Source organism: Sphingobium sp. TomTYG72, from assembly GCF_055394715.1.
The window spans coordinates 978,205-995,516 of the sequence record NZ_AP027336.1 but is presented as its reverse complement, the minus strand read 5'-3'; the positions used below and the strand labels follow the sequence as shown (position 1 = coordinate 995,516).

The window sequence follows — 17,312 nt, the reverse complement described above, 5'->3', positions numbered from 1 at the left end:
GATTTTTTGCTTTGGCCCTTGTCCGGGGCTCGCCCCGGACAAGGGCCAATCAGAAGAAGTGGGGAATTTTCAAATGTCCGTTCCGGGGCATTTACTCCGCCATCAACACCGCCATCGGCATCGCTGCAACCGTCATCTTCTGGATTAGAGCGGTTTTCGATCAGTCTGGATCATAGCCGCACGAGCTGAAGTAGTTGGCACATTCGGCGGGCTGGAAGATGTCCACGAGCCTGCCGATGAGGCCCCACAGGCCGCTGACGGTGCGCTCACCTGCTTTTCGGAGCATGGCCTTGAGGCGAGAGAAGGCCTTCTCGATCGGGTTGAAGTCGGGGCTGTAGGGCGGCAGGAAGCGCAGCGCTGCCCCTGCCGCCTCGATCCGGTCGCGGACAGCGGGGCGCTTATGGCTCGACAGATTGTCCATGATGACGACGTCGCCAGGCCGCAGCTCCGGTACGAGAACCTGCGCGACATAGGCTTCGAACCAGTCACCGTTGATCGGACCGTCCAGCACCATCGGTGCGACCATGCCGCTCATGCGGAGGCCCGCGACCAGCGTGGTGGTCTTGCGATGGCCATGCGGGTATCCCATCCGCAACCGCTCGCCTCTGGCACAACGGCCGTGACTGCGGGCCATGTTGGTGGCGGTCCACGTCTCGTCGATAAACACCAAGCGTTCCGGCTCCAGATCGACCTGGTTCTCGAACCAGTCGTGGCGCTGCCTCAGGACGTCGGGGCGGTCTTGCTCGATGGCATGCCCAGTCTTTTTTTGCGCGTCATGCCTCGTCGGGCGAAGAAGCGGTGCAGCCCGGCAACCGACACCGTCAGGCCCGCTTCGGCCAAGGCAATGCGCAGTTCTTCGAGCGAGATGTCCTTGCGCGCCTCCCACAAGGCCAGGATATCGGCGGCTCGCTCCTCCACTCGGCGGGATCGCATGTCGCCGCCTTGCGGCTTGGGAGCGAAGGCGCCGGTTTCCAGACGCTGCGCCTGCCAGCGAATGGCTGTCGATGGCGCAACCCCAAAGCGCGCCGCCGCTCCTCGGCAACTCAGCCCGCCATCAATCGCCGCCAGAAGCCGCGTGCGCAAATCCATCGACAGAGGGTGACCCATCCATGCCGGCCTCCTTCACCAGCACAGATTCTGAATCACAAATCAGACCGGAGGGAAATCCCTCATCGATTCAAAACGGTCGAAAACCGCTCTAATCAATGAGTCCTGATCTTAGATAACCCCGGCTGAGATCATCAGGATGCCAGTCATCGCCCCAAGCGGTATCGTTGCAGCCGCCGCAATCGGCAGCGCGTTACCCGCTTGGTTGTGATAGAGCCGCATTAAAATAAACAATGCGCGCTTGATCCTGTCTCTCATACTAGCTCTCACCCGTGCTCATCGCCCCGCCCGACCGGGTGACGTGCTGATTGAAACGATGAAGTATCAATATCCGAGAACGGATTAAAATGCCGATAAACTCTAGCGGCCGGTATACGCTTCATGAATGACCAGGCAGAAGATCGACCCTCGATATTAGCTACGTTACTTAGCGCCTATGCGGGGCGCGACATTTCGCGCCACCGCTTGCTGTGGACTTTGGACGCACGTCTTGGTCGTGTCGTGGCCACCACGACAGAATCCATGATCGGCCAGCTACGGCTCGCCTGGTGGCAGGAAGCATTGACCGATGCATCGGGCGTGAACGGCAGGGGTGATCCGCTCGTAGATGCGTTACGCGCGGCTGGCGAAGCTCCACCGACGGGCCTGACAGCATGGCTTGATGGCTGGGAAGCGCTCATCGCCGACGATGATCTGGATGCTTATGCGATCGGAAGAGGGGGAGGGTTGTTCCAATCGCTCACGGGTGAAGCAGAGGTCCCGGATTGGCTGATCCAGGCAGGGGCCGCATGGGCGCTTTGGGATTTTTCAGGTCATGTCAGCAGCCCTAATCTCGCCGCGAAGGCGATCGATCTTGCCCGGCACAAGCTTTTTTCAGTCGATCCGGTCTGGCCTGCATCATGGCGGCCAATGCGGATTGCCTATGGCTTGGCGCAAGGGGATATCACGCGTGGGAAGGCCGCTCCTAACCGGTTGACTCCCGGCCTATATCTTCGGCTATTGCGTGTCGCGTTCAGTGCGCGTTGAGGGGAAATTTCTTGGGACGTATCATGGCTGGCGCCGGGGCTGCTCTGCTTCTTGTGGCGGCAGGACTTTTCTGGTGGCAAGGGCGCGCAGCCAGCAGCGCGGTGCCTGAGGCCATAGTTGGTCCACCGCCGCCGCCTGCAATAGAAGAATTGCCAGAGGGTAATCCCGACGCCGTTGGCAAAGCACCTCCCACGCCCGGAGAAGCCAGTCCGCAAAGCCGCGAGCAAAAGCGTTTCGGCCGCTATGATCGGAACCGGGATGGCTTTATCACCCGGGTCGAGATGCTGGGCAGCCGGGTCAAGGCGTTCAAGGCGCTCGACAAGGACAAGGACAACCTCCTTTCCTTCGAGGAATGGGCCGTCGCCACATCGGATCGGTTTGCCAACGCGGATGCTAATGCGGACGGAAAGCTGACCCCTGCCGAATTTGCAACCACCGCACCCAAGCGAACGGCGAAACCGAAATGCCGCTGCTGAGCAGGAGGGCGCTCAGCTCATTTCAAACTGACTAAACCATTGCGCCAAGGAAGCGCGGGCGCGAGCAGTATAGGCCTCCTTGCGCTGCTTCTTCTTTACATCGTCCAGGGTCGGGAAAAGCCCAAAATTCACGTTCATCGGCTGATAGTCCGCCGTCGCTATATTGCCCGTGACGTGACCCAACAATGCGCCAAGGGCCGTATCGCCAGGCGGCGGGGGCATGTGCTGGCCAAGCAGTTCGGCGGCGGCAAAACGCCCGGCCAGCAGGCCTATGGCCGCACTTTCCACATATCCTTCGCATCCGGTCATCTGACCAGCGAAGCGGATATGCGGCGCGCTCTTCAGGCGCAGGGTCGCGTCCAGAAGTTTGGGGCTTTGGATGAAGGTGTTGCGGTGTAGCCCGCCCAGCCGCGCAAACTCAGCCTTCTCTAGTCCGGGAATGGTGCGGAACAGGTCAACCTGCGCACCATGCTTGAGCTTTGTCTGGAACCCAACCATGTTCCACAGCGTACCCGACGCATTGTCCTGCCTCAGCTGGACGACGGCATAGGGCCAGCGGCCCGTGCGCGGATCGTCGAGCCCCATTGGCTTCATCGGGCCGTGCCGCAACGTTTCCGGGCCTCGGGACGCCATCACCTCGATCGGCATGCAGCCTTCGAAATAAGGCGTGTTCGTTTCCCACTCCTTGAATTCGGTCTTCTCGCCGTCGATCAGTCCCTGCACAAATGCCTGATATTGGTCCTTGGTCATCGGGCAGTTGATATAATCCTTGCCTTCGCCACCGCCGGGGCCGATCTTGTCCCAGCGGTTGGCCATCCAGCATTTGTCCATCTCGATGCTGTCGAAGTGCACAACGGGCGCGATGGCGTCGAAGAATGCGAGATGATCCATGCCCGCAGCGGAGCCGATACTCTCCGCGAGCGCTGGTGCGGTCAGCGGCCCGGTGGCGACGATGGTCATCCCTGCGCGCGGCAACTGATCGATGCGCTCCCGCACGATCTCGACATTAGGATGATCGGACAGGGCGCGGGTGACGCCATCGGAAAACAGGTTTCGGTCGACGGCCAGGGCTGATCCAGCGGGGACCTTTGCGGGTTCGGCCTGCGCCATGATGAGCGAGTCCAGTCGTCGCATTTCCTGATGCAGCAGGCCAACGGCATTTTTGTCCGCATCGTCCGACCGGAAACTGTTGGAGCAGACGAGTTCGGCAAGGCCGTCAGTCTGGTGCGCCGGGGTCATGTCGCCGCCACCCCGCATTTCCGACAGGCGCACCTTCACACCAGCCTGCGCCAACTGCCAGGCGGCTTCCGACCCGGCCAGCCCGCCACCGATAATATGCACCTGATGATCTGTCGTTTCGCCCATTTGTCCGTCCATGCGTTGGTGGCTGGCGTTTAGGTCAATTGGCGGCAAAAGGAGAGCGCAAAATGATCGACCATATCGGCATCGCCGTGAGTGACGCGGGACGGTCGCGCGACTTTTACGACGAACTGCTGGGCGCGATTGGGCTGCGGCGTTTGGTGACCATCCCGGCGGCGGATAAGGAGAGCGGCGGTGAGACGCACGGCTATGGCCAGCCCGACGACGCCTTTTTCTGGATCGGCGACAATGAGAGGGTGGGTGAGGGCACTCACGTCGCCTTTCGCGTCGAAAACCGCGCGCAGGTTCATGCCTTTCACGCAGCGGGCCTGCGTGCCGGTGGGCGGGACCATGGCGCGCCCGGCCTCAGGCCGCATTACGGGCTAAACTACTACTCTGCCTTCATCCTGGACCCTGACGGCATCAACGTGGAAGCCGTTTGTCACGCGGAGGTCGATTTGAACGCGGCAGAGAATATCTCTTAAACTTGTTGCAGGCAGCGCTCACGGCGGCGAGCCGCTGCCTGCATTCTATCTATCAGCTGACTGCAACACTGTTCGCAGCCGACAATACAGCCTGCACTGAGGCGGTCGCGATGTCCGTATCGGTGCCGATACCGAAGACCGTGCGGCCATCGGGCGTGTGGCATTCGACATAGGCGGCAGCGGAGACGTCGGTCCCAGCCCCGATCGCATGTTCGCTATAGTCCGCAACCTCCAGATCGACACCGAGGTCGTCGCGCAGCGCTGCTAGCACCGAGGAAATGAGGCCGTTGCCGCGCCCGGAAATGGATCGCTCGCCGCCCTTATGCGCGATCTTGCCGGTGAAGATGCGGTCGCCCGCATGGCCGCTCTCATTATAATCGATCAGCGTGTAGGGCTGGTCGCCGGAGAGGCGGTAATGATCCTCGAACGCGGTCCAGATATCGGCGGCGTTCAGCTCCCTACTGGTCTGGTCGGCCAGCGCCTGAACGACGCGGGAGAAGTCGGCCTGCATGCGCTTGGGCAGCTTCAGTCCCTTGTCCTGTTGCAGCACCCAGGCGACGCCGCCCTTGCCGGACTGCGAATTGACGCGGATCACGGCTTCATAGTCGCGGCCCAGATCCTTGGGATCGATTGGCAGGTAAGGCACGTCCCAAATCCGGTCGTTGCGCGTTTCCTGAACGGCGAAACCCTTCTTGATCGCGTCCTGATGTGAGCCGGAGAAGGCGGTGAACACCAGCTCGCCTGCATAGGGATGACGCGGGTGGACCGGCAACTGGTTGCAATATTCGACGGTCTGGATGACCTCGTCGATGTCGGAGAAATCCAGCCCCGGATTGACGCCCTGCGTGTACATGTTGAGCGCGACGGTCACCAGATCGCAATTGCCGGTGCGCTCGCCATTGCCGAACAGACAGCCTTCGACACGATCCGCGCCCGCCATCAAGCCCAGCTCGGCCGCGGCTACGCCTGTGCCGCGGTCATTATGGGTGTGTAGCGAGATCACCACGCTGTCGCGCTTCGAAATGTTGCGGCACATCCATTCGATCTGGTCGGCATAGATGTTGGGCGTCGCGGCCTCGACCGTGGCGGGCAGGTTCAGGATCAGCGGCCGTTCGGGCGTGGGCTGGAGAATCTCCATCACCGCCTCACAGCATTCCAGGCTGAAATCCAGCTCGGCGGTCGAGAAGGTTTCGGGCGAATATTCGAAATGCCAGTCGGTGTCCGGCTGTTTGGCCGCGTTGTCGCGCAGCAGCTTCGCGGCGTTGATCGCGATTTCCTTGATCTGTGGCCGGTCCATCTGGAACACGATGTTGCGCCATGCTGGCGACACGGCGTTATAGACGTGGACGATCGCCTTTTTCGCGCCGCGCAGGCTTTCGAAGGTGGTGGCGATCAGGTCCTCGCGAGCTTGCGTGAGCACCTGCGGGAACACATCGTCGGGGATCGCGCCTTCGCGGACCAGGCCGGAGATGAAGTCGAACTCAGTCGCGCCCGCGCTGGGGAAACCGACCTCGATCTCCTTGACGCCGACCTTGATCAGCAGGTCAAAGAAGCGGCGCTTCTTTTCCGCGTTCATCGGGTCGATCAGCGACTGGTTGCCGTCGCGCATGTCGGTCGACAGCCAGCGCGGCGGCGAGGTGATGACGGCGCCGGGCCACTGGCGGTTGGGCAGGTCCACCTGAGGGAAGGGGCGGTATTTCTGCGAAGGGTCGGTCAGCATCATGGGAAGCTACTTCTTTGCAAACGGGCGGCCCCTATTTGAAACAAAGGCGCGGCCTGCCCGGTGGAACGACTATCTGTTTGGATATGCCCTTAGGCGGATTGCTGCGTCATTCAAGCGAAGAGCAGCAGAAATGCCACGCCTAAGGGCGTGTAAGTCGTAGCAGGGGAAGACGCGCGCGCTGCATGATGTGGACGCCTTAACCTTTTTTGGGGGTGGGCGTCCAGCTTTTGTTGTGGAAGGGGTTGGGGAGACGGTTCATTTACCTCGACACAATGATCCATCCCATCGCGAGGCCCCTCATGTCCCTGACCAACCTCCTTATACCGACCTACAGCCAGATGCTGAAAAACCCTCTCTGGCTGGCTTGACAAGGCTGAGGGGCAAATGGGCGCAGATGCAGCTAACGCGCTTCTGTCCGTGCGGCTTGCTCCCGACATGTTTCCAGATCCGGTTCGCTTGTGTGCAGGCTTGGGAAGGCGTGTTTCGGCTAAAGGGAGAAGAGTTTCCCATATCTGTTCAAGCTCTTCTGGACGAGGGCCGGAACGCGGAGGAAAATCCCGGTTCCATGGCCAGCGCAAAGGCCAGAATTGATGAGACGCTCGTTCTGCTGGGCGATCTTGCTCCGGACGCGCTTGATGCCGACCCGCAAAGCCCGATCGAGCATGCATTGCCGATGGGCATCGTTTTTGACTTCACGGCTGAACAATATGCTCGCGACTGGACGTTGCCCCAATTCTACTTCCACGTCATGACCGCCTACGCAATCTTGCGCAACCAGGGGGTGGAGTTGGGCAAGGCGGATTACATCGCGCACATGTTCCCATATTTGCGCCCGGGCACAATGCCGACCGGCTAAAGCCCGTAGCTACGTCGGTCCCAAGTCGGACGACGTTTATTCAGGGAACGGCCGGGTGATGACGACGCATCACCCGGACCGGGCAGGTCACTTCTGGAAGGCAGCGACGATCTTCAGTTCGATATTATCGCCGACCATGGGCACGCCGTAGCCCATGTTAAAATCGCTGCGCTTCACCGTTGCGGTTGCGACGAAGCCGACATTTTCCTTGCCGCCTGCCATCGCCGGAGCTTTGCCCGCGCCGTAGAAATCGGCGTCGAGCGTTACAGGTTTCGTTACGCCCTTGATGGTCAGGTTGCCGGTGATTTCGGCGCTGGTGTGGCCGTCGGCCTTCACGCCGGTGGAGACGAAGGTGGCTTTCGGAAATTTGGTGGCGTCGAAGAAGTCGGCCTTCATCAGATGTTCGTCGAGCGCCGCGATGCCGGTGCGGACGTTGGCGATGGGGACTTCGATCGAGACTTTCGAGGCGGCGACATTTTTCGGGTCGAGCGTCAATGTGCCGGTCGGGCCGGAGATGAGGCCGAAATTGTTGGAAAAGCCCATATGGTCGTAGGCAAAGGCGACTTGGGTGTGGCCGGGATCGACCTGATACGTGCCGCCGGTTACGCGCGACGCGTCCTTTGCGCCGGGCGCGGGGGGCATCTGGGCGATGACGACGGTGCCGCCAGCGAGGGCCGTGAGGGCAGCGGCGGAAATCAGGAACTTGCGCATGGATGGGTTCTCCAGAAGCAATCAAGGGACGGCGCACAATAGCGTGGGTGATTGATTGTTCCAGAGGCGTAATCGGAAACGGAGAGTTACTGGATTGAAATTGTGGGGAAGCGGGGTGGGTGGGGATTTTGACTGCTCACGTGGAGATGCGGAGTTTTTGGGGCCGTCCCCAACGAGGTCCGAAAGGCGGCGATCGCTGACGGCTTCACTTCATTTTGAAGAAGGGGCTTCGACAGGCTCAGCCCGAACGAGGGAGGGGTGGTGCGGGTTCGAGCGGGCTGCCGTAAGTCCTCCCCGTCTTCGAGGCTTCGCGTGAACCTCATTCGCGAAGAGGCGCAGAGATCGCGGAGAGTGTGACCTCTTTGCGTCCTCTGCGCCTCTTCGCGATTAGTTTGGAAAGCGATTGCTTATCGCAATCGCACCCACCCCAACCCCTCCCTTAAAAGGGAGGGGCTAAGTTTGGCGGCTTAGTTCTTTTCCTGATCCACCAGCTTGTTGGCGGCGATCCAGGGCATCATGGCACGCAGCTTTGCGCCGGTTTCTTCGATCGGGTGACGCTGGGCGGCGAGGCGGCTGGCCTTCAGTTCGGGCTGGCCGGCGCGGTTGTCGAGCACGAAATCCTTGACGAAGCGGCCCGACTGAATGTCGGCGAGGACGCGCTTCATTTCCTTCTTCGTTTCTTCGGTGATGATGCGCGGGCCGGTCTTGATATCGCCATATTCGGCGGTGTTCGAGATCGAATAGCGCATGTTGGCGATGCCGCCTTCATACATCAGGTCGACGATCAGCTTCAGTTCGTGCAGGCACTCGAAATAGGCCATTTCCGGGGCATAGCCAGCCTCGACCAGCGTTTCGAAGCCCGCCTGCACCAGCGCGGTCGCGCCGCCGCACAGCACGGCCTGCTCGCCGAACAGGTCGGTTTCGCATTCCTCGCGGAAGTTGGTTTCGATGATGCCCGAACGGCCGCCGCCGACGCCCGAAGCGTAGGACAGGGCGATGTCATGGGCGTTGCCGGTCGCGTCCTGCGCGATGGCGATCAGGCAGGGCACGCCGCCGCCGCGCTGATATTCGCCGCGCACGGTATGGCCGGGGCCCTTGGGCGCGATCATGATGACGTCCACGTCCTTGCGCGGCTCGATCAGGCCGAAATGGACGTTCAGCCCGTGGGCGAAGGCCAGCGCCGCGCCGGGGCGCAGGTTGGCGTGAATGTCGTCGGCGTAGATGGCTGCCTGGTTCTCGTCAGGGGCGAGGATCATGAGGACATCGGCCCAAGCGGCGGCTTCGGCGTTCGGCAGCACCTTGAAGCCTGCGCCTTCCGCCTTCTTGGCGCTGGCCGAACCGGGGCGGAGCGCAATGGCGACTTCGGCAACGCCGCTGTCGCGCAGGTTCTGGGCGTGGGCGTGACCCTGCGAGCCGTAGCCGAGGATGGCGACCTTCTTGCCCTTGATGAGGCCGATGTCGGCGTCGCGATCGTAATAAACCTTCATGTCCGTTCTTCCTTCAGACCGTGCCTTTTCCTCACCCCTTCAGGGGAGAGGATACGAAATCTCGGTTCGGCGGAAGCCGGACCTAGATGAAGTTGGAGAGGGGCTTTTCGCCACAGTGAGGGCGCTGCCCCTCTCCAGCTGCGACTAGGCGGCATAGCCGCCAAGTCTCGCTTCCTCTCCCCCTGAAGGAGAGAGGATGTTCAGTTCAGTTCGGCTCCTTGCCGCGGATCAGGCCGACGACGCCGGTGCGGCCGACTTCGACCAGGCCGATCTGGCGCATCAGGCCGACGAAATTGTCGATCTTGTCAGTCGTGCCGGTGATTTCGAAGATGAAGCTTTCGATCGTCGTATCCACCACCTTGGCGCGGAACACGTCGGCAAGGCGCAGCGCCTCGATCCGGTCCTCACCAGTGCCTGAAACCTTGACCAGCGCGAGTTCGCGCTCGACGAAGGGACCGTTGGCGGTCAGGTCCGTCACCTTGTGGACGGGCACCAGCCGATCGAGCTGTGCGATGATCTGGTCGATCACCTTGGGCGGGCCGTTCGTGACGATGGTGATGCGGCTGATCGCATGATCATGCGTGATGTCCGCCACCGTCAAGCTGTCGATATTATATCCGCGCGCGGTGAAAAGCCCCGCGATGCGAGCAAGGATACCCGCCTCGTTGGTGACCGTCAGCGACAGGACGTGCCGCTCGCTATATTCTTCCTGAATGTGCATCAGATGTTCGTTCCGTTGTCCGGTTCTTTTTCGCGCTCATGGCGCTCGGAAATCATGCCCGTAAAGGCGTAGTGCCAGCTGCCATCATCGCGATGAGCGATGCGAACCGGAAATCCGGCAATCGCATCGAACATGCGGCTCAGATGTTCGCCCACATAGCGCGGGCTGATCAACAGGCGGCCTATCCGACGTTCGTGAAAATCGAAGCCCTCATCCAGGTGAACTTCCCAATCTTCATTCTCTGGATCGCTATGGTCCACGGTCCAGCCTTTCAGCTCAGCCGTGCCGCTCATCCGTTCGAAGTCAAAGGGTTCGCTCACATGGATGCGGAGCTTCAGATGCCCAGTCACGCCATAACCCTCACACCAAAGCCTTTGCCTCGTCCGACATGATACCAGCGACCTGGCTGGGGTCGAGCAGCATGTCGGTATGCGCCGCGCCCGACGGGATCATCGGGAAGCAGTTGGAAAGCTTCGCCACGCGGCAGTCCACGATCACCGGGCCGGGCGTGTCGATCATCTGACGAATGCCCGCCGCCAGTTCCTGCGGCCCTTCGATGCGGATGCCGGTCCAGCCATAAGCCTCCGCCAGCTTCACGAAGTCCGGCAGGCTGTCGGAATAGCTGTTGGAATAACGGCTTTCATAGGTCAATTCCTGCCACTGGCGGACCATGCCCATATATTCGTTATTTAGGATCAGCACCTTGACGGGCAGCCGGTATTGGCTCGCGGTTCCCATCTCCTGAATGTTCATCTGGATAGATGCGTCACCCGCGACACAGACGACCAAGCTGTCGGGATTGCCGACCTGCGCGCCGATTGCGGCAGGGAAGCCATAGCCCATGGTGCCGAGGCCGCCCGAGGTCAGCCACTTGTTAGGCTCTTCAAAACCGAAATGCTGCGCAGCCCACATCTGGTGCTGCCCCACTTCGGTCGTGATGATGACGTCATCGGCCGACTTGGAAGCGCGATAGAGCTCCGCGATCGCCTCCTGCGGCATGATCTCTTCGCGGCTTTCCGGATAGGCTAAGCTGTTGCGCGCGCGCCAGCCTTCAATCCTTGCCCACCATTCGCTGAGGTCCGCAGCCTTGTGGCCCTGCGTTTTCCACGCCGCGATCATGTCAGTCAGCGCGTTGCCGACGTCAGCAATGACCGGTAGATCGATCTCGACCGTCTTGTTGATCGAGCTGCGGTCGATGTCGATGTGGATTTTCTTGCTGTTCGGCGCAAATGCGTCGAGGCGGCCGGTGACGCGATCGTCAAATCGCGCACCGATGCAGACGATCAGGTCCGCCTTGTTCATCGCCCAATTGGCTTCATAAGTACCATGCATGCCCAGCATGCCCAGCCATTGCGGCGAGGAAGCGGGGAAGGCGCCCAGACCCATCAAGGTCGAGGTGACAGGCGCACCAGTCAGCTCCGCCAGCTCACGCAGCAGGATCGACGCCTTGGGACCCGAATTGATGACCCCGCCGCCAGTGTAGAAGACCGGCCGCTCTGCCTTGGCCAGCATTTCGACGGCCTGAGCGATTGCAGACGCATCCGCCTTGGTTTGTGGCTTGTAACTGGCATGCTCAAAGCCAAGCGGACGGGAATAGGGTGCAGTGGCGACCTGCACGTCCTTGGGAATATCGACGACAACCGGACCGGGACGGCCCGTGGTGGCGATATGGAAGGCTTCGTGGATGACGCTCGCCAGCTTGGCGGGCTTCTTCACCAGATAATTATGCTTTGAACAATGGCGCGTGATGCCGACCGTGTCAGCTTCCTGGAACGCGTCAGTGCCGATCAGTGGCGTGCCGACCTGCCCGGTGATGACGACCATCGGGATGGAATCCATCAGCGCATCGGTGATGCCGGTGACGGCATTGGTCGCGCCGGGGCCGGAGGTGACGAGAACGACGCCGGGCTTCCCGGTCGAACGTGCATAGCCTTCCGCCATATGGGTCGCGCCCTGTTCGTGGCGGACGAGGACGTGGCGGATCTTCGGATGATCGAAAAGTGCGTCATAAATGGGCAGCACCGCGCCGCCCGGATAACCGAACACGACCTCGACCCCCAGGTCGATCAGGCACTCAACCAAAATGTCCGCGCCGCTCTTTTCGGCCACGATGAAATCCTTCCACTGGATGCAGGTTGCGCCCTCTGCTCCAGATAAGGAGCGAAGGCAAGGTGGGTGCCTCTATTAGACACAAAATGGCTAGTCAATAGCTATTCACGTAATTTAATTACGATTTCAGATGCTGAATTGTCATCAATGGGGTGTGTTTCCCTAGGCCAACTGGCCGGGGGCTGGCGCGAAAACCAGGTGTACTGGCGTTTGGCATATTGCCGGGTCGCAATCCGGCCGCGCTCCAGCATCATCTCGCGGTCAATATCACCGGCAAGCCAGCTCGCAATTTCAGGCACGCCAATAGCACGCATGACGGGAAGATCGGGCGAGAGATTGCGCGCGAGCAGGGCCTCTACTTCGGCCACCGCGCCACCCTCGACCATCTGTTCGAAGCGTTGGTCGCAACGCGCGATTAACCAGTCGCGTGGGGGCAGCAGGATAAGCGGCGAAAGCCGGATATGTTCGCCGATGCCTCCAACCTTTCGTTGCTGCCAATAGGCGAGCGGCTGGCTTGTCGAGCGGACCACTTCCAATGCGCGCGCGACCCTTGTGCTATCGGCAGGCGCCAGCCGCGCGGCAGCTGCCGGGTCTTCGATTGACAATGCGGCATGGGCCTCCACGACGGGCATGGCGCGGACGGCGTGACGGATCGCGGGATCGATGTCCGGTACTGGAGCGATGCCATCAAGCAGCGTGCGCAGGTAAAGCCCCGTGCCGCCGACTAGAATAGGCAGGCGTCCTTCCGCATGCGCCTTGCCGATCTCCTCGCGCGCTTCTGCCGCCCAGCGCGCAGCCGTACAGGCCTCCGCCCCGTCGATATGGCCGAAAAGGCGGTGCGGGATGTCGCCCATCTCCTCCCGGCTTGGGCGCGCGGAAAGGATCTGGAGATCGGCATATACCTGGCTGGCGTCGGCATTGATGACGGTGCCGTTGGCCGCTTGAGCCAGCCGGAATGCCAGCGCACTCTTGCCGCTGGCGGTAGGCCCGGCAATAAGCGCGACGCGGGGGCGGGATTCGCCCATAGATGTTTCAGGAGTGTCCATGTTCGTCGCAACCTTAGTGGCAAGTGCGGCCTTGAGTCAGCGGGATATTGAAGATGCCGTGGCTCGGCTGGCGACGGCTGGCTGCGCGCCGGTGGATAGCAAGTGGCTGGACGAGGGCAAGGCTGCCGATATTTTCTTCGGCGGTGATCCTGTGTTGGCCCGCGCGGCGCTAACCGGGATCGGCGACAGGATCGATGTCATCGTTCAACTTGCCGAGGGTCGCGAAAAGAAGCTGCTGATCGCGGACATGGACTCCACGATGATCACGGTCGAGTGCATCGACGAACTCGCCGATTATGCGGGGATCAAGCCGCAGATCGCCGACATCACCGAGCGGGCGATGCGCGGCGAGCTGGACTTTGCAGGGGCGCTGCATGAGCGTGTCGCTTTACTCAAGGGCCTCGCCGATGAAGCGATCGACCGATGCCGGGCAGAGCGCGTGAAGATCATGCCGGGCGCGGGGGCACTTGTGCGCACCATGAAGGCGAGGGGGGCTGAAACCCTCCTAGTGTCCGGCGGCTTCACCCGCTTCACCGGACCCGTGGCCGAGGAAATCGGGTTTGATCGTGCGGTGGCGAATGTTCTGGAGATTGCGGATGGGGCGCTGGTGGGCACGGTAACGCTGCCGATCGTTGATGCGTCCCGCAAACGTGCCGAACTGGAAGCCGCGATCGAAGCAGGCATTGATCGGGCATTGACGCTCGCGGTGGGTGACGGCGCCAACGACATACCTATGATCCAGGGCGCGGGGCTTGGCGTTGCCTATCATGCCAAGCCCAAAACGCGGGAAGCAGCCGCTGCGGAGATCGTCCATGGCGACCTCTCGGTACTTCTATATGCGCAGGGCATCTCTTCGGCAGAATGGGTCCAGGCGTAGTCGCTCTCCGACAGCGGTTGGGATGGCATCTGAGGTCAGATACGAACAAGCATCCACAGCGCCATCGCAACCATCATGATGTTTTCCGTCAGGGAGACGAACCCCAACGGTACGTTGCTGCCGCCACCGACGCAGGCGCATTTCAGTTCTCGCTTGTCGACATAGACGGCCTTGAACACTGATACCGCGCCGATGCCGCCAATGAACAGCGCGACGGGGATGGAAAGCCAAGGCAGAATGCCGGTCAACATCAGCACGCCCGCGCCAAGTTCAAGAAACGGATATGCTTTCGCATAAGGCACGTACCGGCGGGCAAGCAGGTCGTAGTTCAGGAACATGGTGGCGAACCGGTCCACATCCTGTAGCTTGAGCATGGCGAGCAGCATCATCGTGACAGCGATGAAACTTTCGACGGTCATGATGCTGACCAGCCGCATCGCGGTCAGCCAGCTGATCGTGAGTGCCAACAGCGCACCGACCCCAAAGACAGCGAGGACCGGGATATAGCTGGTCGCTGACGGATCGGTGACGGTCAGGCCGAAGAAGCGGCGCAGATCATCATGGCCGCCGATCCGTGCGCCATCGATGAAGATTTGCGGCGTCGTCTTGACGTCATGCGCCTGTTTGAACGCGTCCGTTTCTTCGCGGCTGGTGAGCCAGTGGTCCTCCACATCATAACCCTTGTGGCGCAATAGCGAGCGGGCCTTGAGGCCATAGGGGCAAACATGGCCGGGCATCACCATCCGATAGAGGACAGCCGTTTGGGGCAGGGCGGTCGTTGCTGTTGCGCTCGTCATGTCATCGCTTTCTCTTGGACATTATCGCTCTGCGCCCCATATGGGTTCCGTACCATGGTCCGGAGTCAAGCATGGCAATGACGATTTCTGGTCTGGCGCGCGCTGGTGGCGTGGGCGTGGAGACAGTGCGCTTCTATCAGCGTCGCGGATTACTGGAGACGCCGGATCGGGGCGGCAGCGGACTGACGCGCGGCGTCCGTCGATATGATGATCAGGATGTGCGACGTTTGAAATTCGTCCGCTCGGCGCAGGCGGCGGGGTTCACGCTGGACCAGATTGGCGAGCTTCTGCGACTGGACGCCGGGCAGGACAGGGCGCGTGCCAGGGAACTGGCAGCCGGGCGATTGGCTGCGCTGGACATGAAGATCGCCGAACTCCAGGCGGCACGCGATTCGCTAAGGCGGCTCGCCAGTGCATGTCATGCATCCGATGAAGGGCCTTGCCCCATCATCTCGGCTTTCGAGGGATAGCTGCTCCCTCGGACGGCGATCAAAATCCCGCCATCAATCCGTCTATCGCCCCTTGCAGGATGTAACTCGCGGCCAGCTTGTCGACCAGCTCGCCCCGCCGCGCACGGCTGGCATCTGCCTCCAGCAAGGTGCGCGTAACCGCCTGCGTAGACCAGCGCTCGTCCCACAATAGGATTGGCAAGCCCAGATCCGCAATGTTGCGGCCGAAGGCACGGCTCGCCTGGCTGCGCGGACTTTCGCTGCCATCGAGATTGAGTGGGAGGCCGATGACGACGCCCTTCACCTGCTGCTGCTCCATGAAAGCGGCGAGCGCGATCTTGTCCTTGCTGAACTTCCCGCGGGCCACCGTGTGCGCAGGGCTCGCGATGGACCAACCCGCGTCACACAAAGCCAGCCCGATCGTTTTCGTGCCGACGTCCATGCCGAGCAGGCGGCCACCATAGGGCAGCGCCTCGCGGAAGGCCGCACGGTCGGTGGTGAGCAGCGTGCTCATTTCTTCAGCAAACTCGCCAGCCGCTGGCGCGCATCTTCCCGAACGTCACCCCAGAACAGGCCATAGTCATAGACGTGATAATTATTGCCCGGCAGCGTGAACGGCCCCATGTCCACCGGCTCCCCGATCATCAATATGCCGCTGCCATCGCACCGGGCTGGAACTACGCCCTTCAGAAGGCGCGGCGGCTTGCCTTCATCCCGGCCGTCGATCGTACCCAGATTGGCGCTCGCCGGAGCGGCTCCGTTGAGGGTGCCGGTGATGGGATTGGTGCAGAGCATGTGCGTGCCCTTGCGAGGGCGGCCGGTAAAACCGGGCATGCGTTCGAAACTTTCCACCATCGAAGCCGGATCAGCAGGCTCGGCATAGCTTTGCCAGCTGACAATGCACCGCGCCTGATCGCGCCGGGCGCAGGCGGGCAGCCCGAGGGCGGGCAAATCCGCCTCCACGGATACCGGCCAGCCAACGGCATAAACGGCGACGATACGGGAAGCGACAGGCGTCCCCGCAACCTGATCGCGCAGTAACTGGAGCAGGTGGCGGGACCCTTGGCTGTGCCCTGCAAGGATCAGCGGACCCTTGGGATTGGCTTTGAGAAACGCCGCAAAGGCCAAGCGCACATCGCGATAGGCCGCCGCCAATGCCTGTTCGCCAGCAGGCTTGTCGATGAGGAATGCGCCATAATTGGCCTGCCGATAGCGGGGCACCCAAACATCGCCGACCGCGTTGAAGACGCTCGCCTGCCCCTGCACGAAACGCCGCGCAGTTGTCAGCGCGTCCTTGTCGTCCAGTCGCATGTTCCAATGCGCGCCGCCAAAAGCGGTGATGTAGGAAGTCGGATGGATGAAGAAGACAGCCGCCTTCTGGGTGACCGCTTCATCCTTCTGTCCGGCGGGTTTCCACAAAGCCGGATTGTCGTGCGCGATGCCTGGCCGGGCGATCCACATCCTGGGATCATCATAGGCATTGGCCGGAAGCGGAGCGATCGGGGTGAAGGCTTCTCGCGGCACCATGACGGCGCGGATCAGCTGCATCCCCCAGATGCGGTAAACCAGCAATGCCGCAAGAACCAGCACGATAAGGCTGGCGACGACATAGAGGAACTTGCGGGCCAATGCTTTGCTCTCCGCCGATCGTCAGAACCCCCATGGCCTGCGTCGAACGGCGCCTGTCTGGCGCAGGCACCCCTCATGCGCAAGTGCGGACTTGAAGCGGACGTGAGCGGGTGGTAGCGGCGGCCCATGTCGATAGACCTTCAGACCGTAAAGAAGATCGCCAGCCTTTCGCGCATTTCGGTGACCGAAGCCGAAGCCGAGGCGATGGTGCCTGAACTCAACAACATCCTCGGCTGGGTGGAGCAGTTGGGCGAGGTGGATGTGACCGGCGTAGAGCCGATGACCGCCGTCATACCCAACCAGCTGCGCCTGCGTGAGGACGCCGTGACCGACGGCAATGTTCGGGACAAGGTGCTGGCGAACGCTCCGCAAGCCGAACATGGCTTCTTCGCTGTGCCCAAGGTGATTGAGTGAATCTTTATATCCCCGTTCGGGCTGAGCTTGTCGAAGCCCA

The 17,312-nt window shown here is 61.4% G+C and carries 19 protein-coding genes and 1 pseudogene; 7 read left to right on the top strand and 13 right to left on the bottom strand.

Going from position 1 to position 17,312, the window contains the following annotated elements:
- Nucleotides 1-160 precede the first annotated feature (160 nt).
- Nucleotides 161-1,107 (bottom strand): IS630 family transposase gene (locus ACZ5U1_RS05110; RefSeq protein WP_464777875.1). Its coding sequence is split into 2 segments (ribosomal slippage): nucleotides 161-771 and nucleotides 771-1,107, totalling 948 coding nucleotides; the frame shifts between segments, so codons are not numbered across the junction.
- A 111-nt stretch (nucleotides 1,108-1,218) separates the two neighbouring features.
- Complete coding sequence (locus ACZ5U1_RS05105; protein WP_464779647.1) at nucleotides 1,219-1,365, bottom strand: hypothetical protein; 147 nt, start codon at nucleotides 1,363-1,365, stop codon at nucleotides 1,219-1,221.
- A gap of 123 nt (nucleotides 1,366-1,488) precedes the next feature.
- Here ACZ5U1_RS05105 and ACZ5U1_RS05100 point away from each other — a divergent pair, with 123 nt between their 5' ends.
- Together ACZ5U1_RS05100 and ACZ5U1_RS05095 are read left to right on the top strand one after the other, a co-directional pair.
- Nucleotides 1,489-2,133 carry a hypothetical protein gene (locus ACZ5U1_RS05100; RefSeq protein ID WP_464779646.1) on the top strand — a complete coding sequence of 215 codons (645 nt, stop codon included), beginning with the start codon at nucleotides 1,489-1,491 and terminating at the stop codon, nucleotides 2,131-2,133.
- 11 nt (nucleotides 2,134-2,144) lie between these two features.
- Nucleotides 2,145-2,609, top strand: a complete 465-nt coding sequence (locus ACZ5U1_RS05095) for an EF-hand domain-containing protein (protein ID WP_464779645.1) — start codon at nucleotides 2,145-2,147, stop codon at nucleotides 2,607-2,609.
- A gap of 12 nt (nucleotides 2,610-2,621) precedes the next feature.
- Here ACZ5U1_RS05095 and trmFO read toward each other — a convergent pair whose 3' ends face one another.
- Entirely contained in the window at nucleotides 2,622-3,974 is a 1,353-nt protein-coding gene (trmFO, locus tag ACZ5U1_RS05090) for a methylenetetrahydrofolate--tRNA-(uracil(54)-C(5))-methyltransferase (FADH(2)-oxidizing) TrmFO (protein ID WP_464779644.1), read from the bottom strand.
- A gap of 62 nt (nucleotides 3,975-4,036) precedes the next feature.
- Here trmFO and ACZ5U1_RS05085 point away from each other — a divergent pair, with 62 nt between their 5' ends.
- Nucleotides 4,037-4,453, top strand: coding sequence for a VOC family protein (locus ACZ5U1_RS05085; protein WP_464779643.1), 417 nt, complete (start codon nucleotides 4,037-4,039; stop codon nucleotides 4,451-4,453).
- 52 nt (nucleotides 4,454-4,505) lie between these two features.
- On the opposite strand, the gene leuA is transcribed toward ACZ5U1_RS05085, so the two are convergent.
- On the bottom strand, nucleotides 4,506-6,176 hold the full coding sequence (gene leuA / locus ACZ5U1_RS05080) for a 2-isopropylmalate synthase (protein ID WP_464779642.1): 1,671 nt from the start codon (nucleotides 6,174-6,176) through the stop codon (nucleotides 4,506-4,508).
- A gap of 299 nt (nucleotides 6,177-6,475) precedes the next feature.
- On the opposite strand from leuA, the pseudogene ACZ5U1_RS05075 reads away from it, so the two are divergent.
- A pseudogene (locus ACZ5U1_RS05075) lies at nucleotides 6,476-7,032 on the top strand (DUF1993 domain-containing protein).
- A gap of 87 nt (nucleotides 7,033-7,119) precedes the next feature.
- Here ACZ5U1_RS05075 and ACZ5U1_RS05070 read toward each other — a convergent pair.
- The 6 genes from ACZ5U1_RS05070 to miaA form a co-directional block, all read right to left on the bottom strand.
- Nucleotides 7,120-7,743, bottom strand: coding sequence for a YceI family protein (locus ACZ5U1_RS05070; RefSeq protein WP_464779641.1), 624 nt, complete (start codon nucleotides 7,741-7,743; stop codon nucleotides 7,120-7,122).
- 467 nt (nucleotides 7,744-8,210) lie between these two features.
- Nucleotides 8,211-9,230, bottom strand: coding sequence for a ketol-acid reductoisomerase (gene ilvC / locus ACZ5U1_RS05065; RefSeq protein ID WP_464779640.1), 1,020 nt, complete (start codon nucleotides 9,228-9,230; stop codon nucleotides 8,211-8,213).
- 205 nt (nucleotides 9,231-9,435) lie between these two features.
- Nucleotides 9,436-9,951: an acetolactate synthase small subunit gene (gene ilvN, locus ACZ5U1_RS05060; protein ID WP_464779639.1), complete on the bottom strand. Its 516-nt coding sequence runs from the start codon at nucleotides 9,949-9,951 to the stop codon at nucleotides 9,436-9,438.
- Nucleotides 9,951-10,301: a hypothetical protein gene (locus ACZ5U1_RS05055; RefSeq protein ID WP_464779638.1), complete on the bottom strand. Its 351-nt coding sequence runs from the start codon at nucleotides 10,299-10,301 to the stop codon at nucleotides 9,951-9,953. The genes ilvN and ACZ5U1_RS05055 overlap by 1 nt, the downstream gene beginning before the upstream one ends.
- 10 nt (nucleotides 10,302-10,311) lie before the next feature.
- A complete protein-coding gene (locus tag ACZ5U1_RS05050) occupies nucleotides 10,312-12,060 on the bottom strand; it encodes an acetolactate synthase 3 large subunit (protein ID WP_464779637.1) in 1,749 nt (582 codons plus the stop codon).
- 101 nt (nucleotides 12,061-12,161) lie between these two features.
- Nucleotides 12,162-13,106, bottom strand: coding sequence for a tRNA (adenosine(37)-N6)-dimethylallyltransferase MiaA (gene miaA, locus ACZ5U1_RS05045; RefSeq protein WP_464779636.1), 945 nt, complete (start codon nucleotides 13,104-13,106; stop codon nucleotides 12,162-12,164).
- On the opposite strand from miaA, the gene serB reads away from it, so the two are divergent.
- Nucleotides 13,105-13,983, top strand: a complete 879-nt coding sequence (gene serB, locus ACZ5U1_RS05040; RefSeq protein WP_464779635.1) for a phosphoserine phosphatase SerB — start codon at nucleotides 13,105-13,107, stop codon at nucleotides 13,981-13,983. The two genes, miaA and serB, sit on opposite strands and share 2 nt — an antisense overlap.
- A gap of 35 nt (nucleotides 13,984-14,018) precedes the next feature.
- On the opposite strand, the gene ACZ5U1_RS05035 is transcribed toward serB, so the two are convergent.
- Nucleotides 14,019-14,780, bottom strand: a complete 762-nt coding sequence (locus ACZ5U1_RS05035) for a MauE/DoxX family redox-associated membrane protein (protein ID WP_464779634.1) — start codon at nucleotides 14,778-14,780, stop codon at nucleotides 14,019-14,021.
- 71 nt (nucleotides 14,781-14,851) lie between these two features.
- Here ACZ5U1_RS05035 and ACZ5U1_RS05030 point away from each other — a divergent pair, with 71 nt between their 5' ends.
- Nucleotides 14,852-15,250 (top strand): MerR family transcriptional regulator, encoded by a 399-nt coding sequence (locus ACZ5U1_RS05030; protein WP_464779633.1) that lies wholly within the window; start codon nucleotides 14,852-14,854, stop codon nucleotides 15,248-15,250.
- A 19-nt stretch (nucleotides 15,251-15,269) separates the two neighbouring features.
- Here the strand turns inward: ACZ5U1_RS05030 and ruvX are convergent, their stop codons facing one another.
- Together ruvX and ACZ5U1_RS05020 are read right to left on the bottom strand one after the other, a co-directional pair.
- Nucleotides 15,270-15,743 (bottom strand): Holliday junction resolvase RuvX, encoded by a 474-nt coding sequence (gene ruvX, locus ACZ5U1_RS05025; protein WP_464779632.1) that lies wholly within the window; start codon nucleotides 15,741-15,743, stop codon nucleotides 15,270-15,272.
- Nucleotides 15,740-16,858, bottom strand: coding sequence for a DUF3089 domain-containing protein (locus tag ACZ5U1_RS05020; RefSeq protein WP_464779631.1), 1,119 nt, complete (start codon nucleotides 16,856-16,858; stop codon nucleotides 15,740-15,742). Before ACZ5U1_RS05020 ends, ruvX begins: the two co-directional genes overlap by 4 nt.
- A gap of 126 nt (nucleotides 16,859-16,984) precedes the next feature.
- On the opposite strand from ACZ5U1_RS05020, the gene gatC reads away from it, so the two are divergent.
- Nucleotides 16,985-17,272: an Asp-tRNA(Asn)/Glu-tRNA(Gln) amidotransferase subunit GatC gene (gatC, locus tag ACZ5U1_RS05015; RefSeq protein ID WP_464779630.1), complete on the top strand. Its 288-nt coding sequence runs from the start codon at nucleotides 16,985-16,987 to the stop codon at nucleotides 17,270-17,272.
- The last annotated feature ends 40 nt before the right edge of the window (nucleotides 17,273-17,312 follow it).

Coding starts and splice junctions, on each gene's coding strand:
- ACZ5U1_RS05105 (WP_464779647.1), bottom strand. CDS start 1,365: ATGAGAGACAGGATCAAGCGCGCATTGTTTATTTTAATGCGGCTCTAT.
- ACZ5U1_RS05100 (WP_464779646.1), top strand. CDS start 1,489: ATGAATGACCAGGCAGAAGATCGACCCTCGATATTAGCTACGTTACTT.
- trmFO (WP_464779644.1), bottom strand. CDS start 3,974: ATGGGCGAAACGACAGATCATCAGGTGCATATTATCGGTGGCGGGCTG.
- ACZ5U1_RS05085 (WP_464779643.1), top strand. CDS start 4,037: ATGATCGACCATATCGGCATCGCCGTGAGTGACGCGGGACGGTCGCGC.
- leuA (WP_464779642.1), bottom strand. CDS start 6,176: ATGATGCTGACCGACCCTTCGCAGAAATACCGCCCCTTCCCTCAGGTG.
- ACZ5U1_RS05070 (WP_464779641.1), bottom strand. CDS start 7,743: ATGCGCAAGTTCCTGATTTCCGCCGCTGCCCTCACGGCCCTCGCTGGC.
- ilvC (WP_464779640.1), bottom strand. CDS start 9,230: ATGAAGGTTTATTACGATCGCGACGCCGACATCGGCCTCATCAAGGGC.
- ilvN (WP_464779639.1), bottom strand. CDS start 9,951: ATGCACATTCAGGAAGAATATAGCGAGCGGCACGTCCTGTCGCTGACG.
- serB (WP_464779635.1), top strand. CDS start 13,105: ATGTTCGTCGCAACCTTAGTGGCAAGTGCGGCCTTGAGTCAGCGGGAT.
- miaA (WP_464779636.1), bottom strand. CDS start 13,106: ATGGACACTCCTGAAACATCTATGGGCGAATCCCGCCCCCGCGTCGCG.
- ACZ5U1_RS05035 (WP_464779634.1), bottom strand. CDS start 14,780: ATGACGAGCGCAACAGCAACGACCGCCCTGCCCCAAACGGCTGTCCTC.
- ACZ5U1_RS05030 (WP_464779633.1), top strand. CDS start 14,852: ATGGCAATGACGATTTCTGGTCTGGCGCGCGCTGGTGGCGTGGGCGTG.
- ruvX (WP_464779632.1), bottom strand. CDS start 15,743: ATGAGCACGCTGCTCACCACCGACCGTGCGGCCTTCCGCGAGGCGCTG.
- gatC (WP_464779630.1), top strand. CDS start 16,985: ATGTCGATAGACCTTCAGACCGTAAAGAAGATCGCCAGCCTTTCGCGC.